The sequence below is a fragment of the Micromonospora sp. NPDC050200 genome (assembly GCF_040656135.1).
Lineage (GTDB): Bacteria > Actinomycetota > Actinomycetes > Mycobacteriales > Micromonosporaceae > Micromonospora.
Map to the genome: position 1 here is coordinate 1 of NZ_JBFALG010000151.1, position 3,474 is coordinate 3,474.

At 71.1% G+C, this 3,474-nt stretch carries 3 protein-coding genes; 2 read left to right on the forward strand and 1 reads right to left on the reverse strand.

What is annotated here, in order from left to right; all coding sequences use genetic code 11:
* The first annotated feature begins 105 nt into the window (after positions 1-105).
* Positions 106-486: a hypothetical protein gene (locus AB0I41_RS34975; RefSeq protein ID WP_357115696.1), complete on the forward strand. Its 381-nt coding sequence runs from the start codon at positions 106-108 to the stop codon at positions 484-486.
* A 206-nt stretch (positions 487-692) separates the two neighbouring features.
* Here the strand turns inward: AB0I41_RS34975 and AB0I41_RS34980 are convergent, their stop codons facing one another.
* A complete protein-coding gene (locus tag AB0I41_RS34980) occupies positions 693-2,087 on the reverse strand; it encodes a hypothetical protein (RefSeq protein ID WP_357115699.1) in 1,395 nt (464 codons plus the stop codon).
* A 117-nt stretch (positions 2,088-2,204) separates the two neighbouring features.
* Here AB0I41_RS34980 and AB0I41_RS34985 point away from each other — a divergent pair, with 117 nt between their 5' ends.
* Positions 2,205-2,750 (forward strand): YbiU family protein, encoded by a 546-nt coding sequence (locus AB0I41_RS34985; RefSeq protein WP_357115702.1) that lies wholly within the window; start codon positions 2,205-2,207, stop codon positions 2,748-2,750.
* Positions 2,751-3,474: the final 724 nt, after the last annotated feature.

Below are 3,474 nucleotides of genomic sequence, written 5' to 3' on the forward strand. Positions count from 1 at the left end.
ACCGAAGCGCAACTCGCGCTCCGGTGACACCGTTACGGACCTTTCCAGCCGAAAGGCTGGGATTGCTGATATCTGACTACGGAGTCAGCAACGGTCCACATCGGGGTGTCGTACCACCCGGGCCCGCCCATCCAGGGCCGGACGATCCGGGTGACCGGCAACGACATCCACCTGGTGAAGGCCTGGTGGCGGGGGGAGGGCACCATCCGCGGCATCAAGATCGGCAGCATGCGGAACGTCTTCGTCTCGGACAACCGGATCTCCGTCAGCGGCGGCACCGGGCTCGGGATCTGGGCCTTCTCTGCCGGTGGCCCGATCCTGGCCGTCCGGGACAACCTCGTGCAGAACTGCAACCCCGGCATCATGGTCAACCCGCTCTGGTCGGGCGCACCGACGAAGCGCCTCTGGTCGGTGACCGACAACGTGTCGATGGACGGCGTCATCCGGGTCGAGGGCGGGGCGCGGAACGCGGGCAACGTGAGCTGACTGTCACATCGGTGACTGCCACTCAGCACGGTTGCGGACTGCGGATGTGGTCTAGAGGTTCAAGCCCTCTGGTGGTCACCCAACAAGGGGCAAGGCGGGTCCTCACGGGCCCGCCTTGTCTCTGTTCCGGCTCCGTGCCGCCGGGTCGGCGACGGGGTAGGCACGTCATCCTGCCCGGACCGCGGCGGCCGCCGTCCCGCCCCCGCTCAGCTGCTCGGGACCACCTCGGGCCGGTGCGCCGCCGCCGGCACGTACGGCTCGGGGGCGGGCCGCTCGGCCACGGGCTCCTCCGGCGTCTCGTCCGCCGGCCGCTCCCCGCCGGGACGGACGGCCACCGTCGGATACTCGGCGGTCTCCCCGCCACCGGCCGCGGCCGCCATCACCGCGGCGGCCGCCAGGTCCGCCACCCGCTTGGCCTCCCGCTGCACCCGCGCCCGGACGTCCTTGGCGTGCCGCTCGACCGACTCGGCCGCCTGCCGCGCCTCCTCCAGCCGCTTGCTCTCCGTGGCCAGGCTCCGGCGCGCCTCCTCCAGACGGCGCTGCGTCTGTACGAGGTCCCGCTCGGTGGTGTCGCCCGCCTGCTGGATCTCGGCGAGCTGCTGCCGGGTGGTCTGCAACTCCTCCCGCACCTGCGCCAGCGCCTGCTGCCGCTCCGCGATCTCCTCCTGCACCGCGGTGAGCTGCTCCTGCTGCCCGGCCATCTGCTCGTCCGCGCGCTGGCGCACCTCGGTGGCGTACTGCTGCGCCTCGGAGATCAGCGCCTGGATCTGCTGCTCCGCGGCGCTGTGCTGGTTGGTCAGCTCCTGCTCGGCCGCCGCCCGGTGCTCGACCAGCTCCTGCTCGGCGGCGGCCCGCCGCTCGGCGATCTCCTTCTCGGCGGTGGCCTGCCACTGGGCCAGCTCCTGCTGGCTCTGCGTCCGCGCCGCCTGGATCTCCTGCTGGATCTGGGTACGGGCCGCCCTGGTCAGCGCCTCCGCCGCCGTACGGGTCTGGGTGATCTGCTTGGCGGTCTGCTCGCTGATCCGCTTCGCCTCCTGCTGGGCGCGCTCGTGTGCGGCCTCACCCTCCGCCCGCAGCTTCTCCGCCCGTTCGCGGATCTCGGCCAGCTCCCGCTCGGCCGCCGACCGGCGTTCCTCGTACACCTTGTCCTGCTCGGCCCGGCGGGCGGAGAGCTCCTCGTCCAGGTCCCGCAACGCCTGGGCGCTCCGCTCCCGTGCCTCGGCGAGCACCTTCTCCGCCTCGCTGTGGAGGTTGGTCGCCCGCTGCGTCGCCGACTCGGTGATCAGCCCGGCCTGCTTCTCGGCCAGCGCCAGGATCTGGTCCACCATGGGGCCCAGGTCCCGGAAGGACGCCCGGTCCACCTGCGCGGGCCGCTGCCGCAGCTCGGTCAGCTCCGCCTGCAGGCGCTGGATGTGAGTGGTGAGGCCGTGCACCTGGCTTGCCGCCCGGTCCCGCTCCGTCGACAGCGTCGCGAGCTGACCGTCCGTCTGCTCGATGTACCGGTCCACCTGCCGCTTGTCGTACCCGCGCAGGGCGGTCTCGAAATGCGGCCGCCCGGCCGCGTCGTCACGCAGCGCGAACGGCTCGTCGCCGTTGGACATGCAGCACCCTCCGTACTGTGCGAGCGCCACGCGGATGAACGCCCACGGGCCATGATGTGGCGCAACGCTACCGTCGTCCGGCTCCGGACAATAGGGCCGCCCCGGTGATCGGTACGGGTGAGGGTCGCTGTCCCGCCGGTGGTGTCGCCGGGTGCGGCTCCCATCGCGGGCGGCTCCCTCACCCACGCCGGCCCGCAGTACCCCGGCACCACCATGTGCTCCGCCTTCCGCACCTTCCAGGGCTGGGCCGCCCTCTCCGACATGGACCACGACCAGGGGGTGCTGCACATCGTGCCGATCCCCGAGGCCCTGGCGTACCTGATGCTCCGGCCGCTGCTCGCCGACGTGGCCGAGGACGACATGTGCGGGGTCACGGTCAACCAGGTCCTCCCGGCCAGCCAGACCTGGCATCCGCTGCTGATGTGGGCCCTGGTCGGCAGTCCTGATGTCCGGGCCGGCGACTCCGTCTGGTGGCGCTGCGACATGATCCACAGCGTGGCGCCGGTCGAGAACCAGCAGGGATGGGGCAGCGTCATGTACATCCCCGCAGCACCCTGGTGCCCGCGCAACGAGCAGGTCGGTACCGCGGCAGGCTCCGGGCGCCGGTCCGGCGGCGTGGCCGGGGCCTGCAGGGGTCACCGAGCGGGCGACCGGGTGCGGTAGCTGGAGCACGTGGTGGACGGGGCGGGAGTGGCGACGCTGCTCGTCCGTTCGCCCGGTGGTCCTTCAGCCCGCGAGCGCGGCTCGGGCGAGCGGCGCCTCCCCGGGACGGCGGCGTCAGCCCCGGCCAAATGCCTCGGCTACCCCCGACTCGGGCTGCCGCTGCCTTGGGCAAGCAGCGGAAACAGCCGCTGGTCCAGGACGTGACGGGGGACGCCCGTCGTCAATTTGACGATCAACTGGCGGGCCGAGTAACTTTCTCTCTGCCAGCGCGGAACGGACGAAACAGGCGAAATCCTGGGAGGCCGGAAGCGCGGAAGAGAATCCGGTTGCGGGGGTTGCATTCTCCGGAACATGGACCCGGGCGGTGCCCCGGATCGGCCTGGGGGTCGATTTGGTGAGGCGAGACCGACCGGGTAAGGTTCTCGGCCGGCAGGGAAACGGACGATAACGCGGGTGACCGCGAGCGGCCGGCCTGCTGAAATCCACGAAGCGCCCGGCGTGAGCCGGTCGAATTGTGGTGTCCGGAATTGTGGTGGAAGTGGTGCGGACCGCGACAGAGCGGTTTGACACGGCGGATATCACCGGGTAGCGTAGTAAAAGTGCCCGGCGCGTGAGCGCCGGACGCGGATGATTGAAATGCCCCGGGTCGGGGGTCCTCGTGTGAGGGTTTCCGGGCGGTGTGTGGTTGTTCTTTGAGAACTCAACAGGGTGCTTGATAAGCCAG

Coding starts and splice junctions, on each gene's coding strand:
- AB0I41_RS34980 (WP_357115699.1), bottom strand. CDS start 2,087: ATGTCCAACGGCGACGAGCCGTTCGCGCTGCGTGACGACGCGGCCGGG.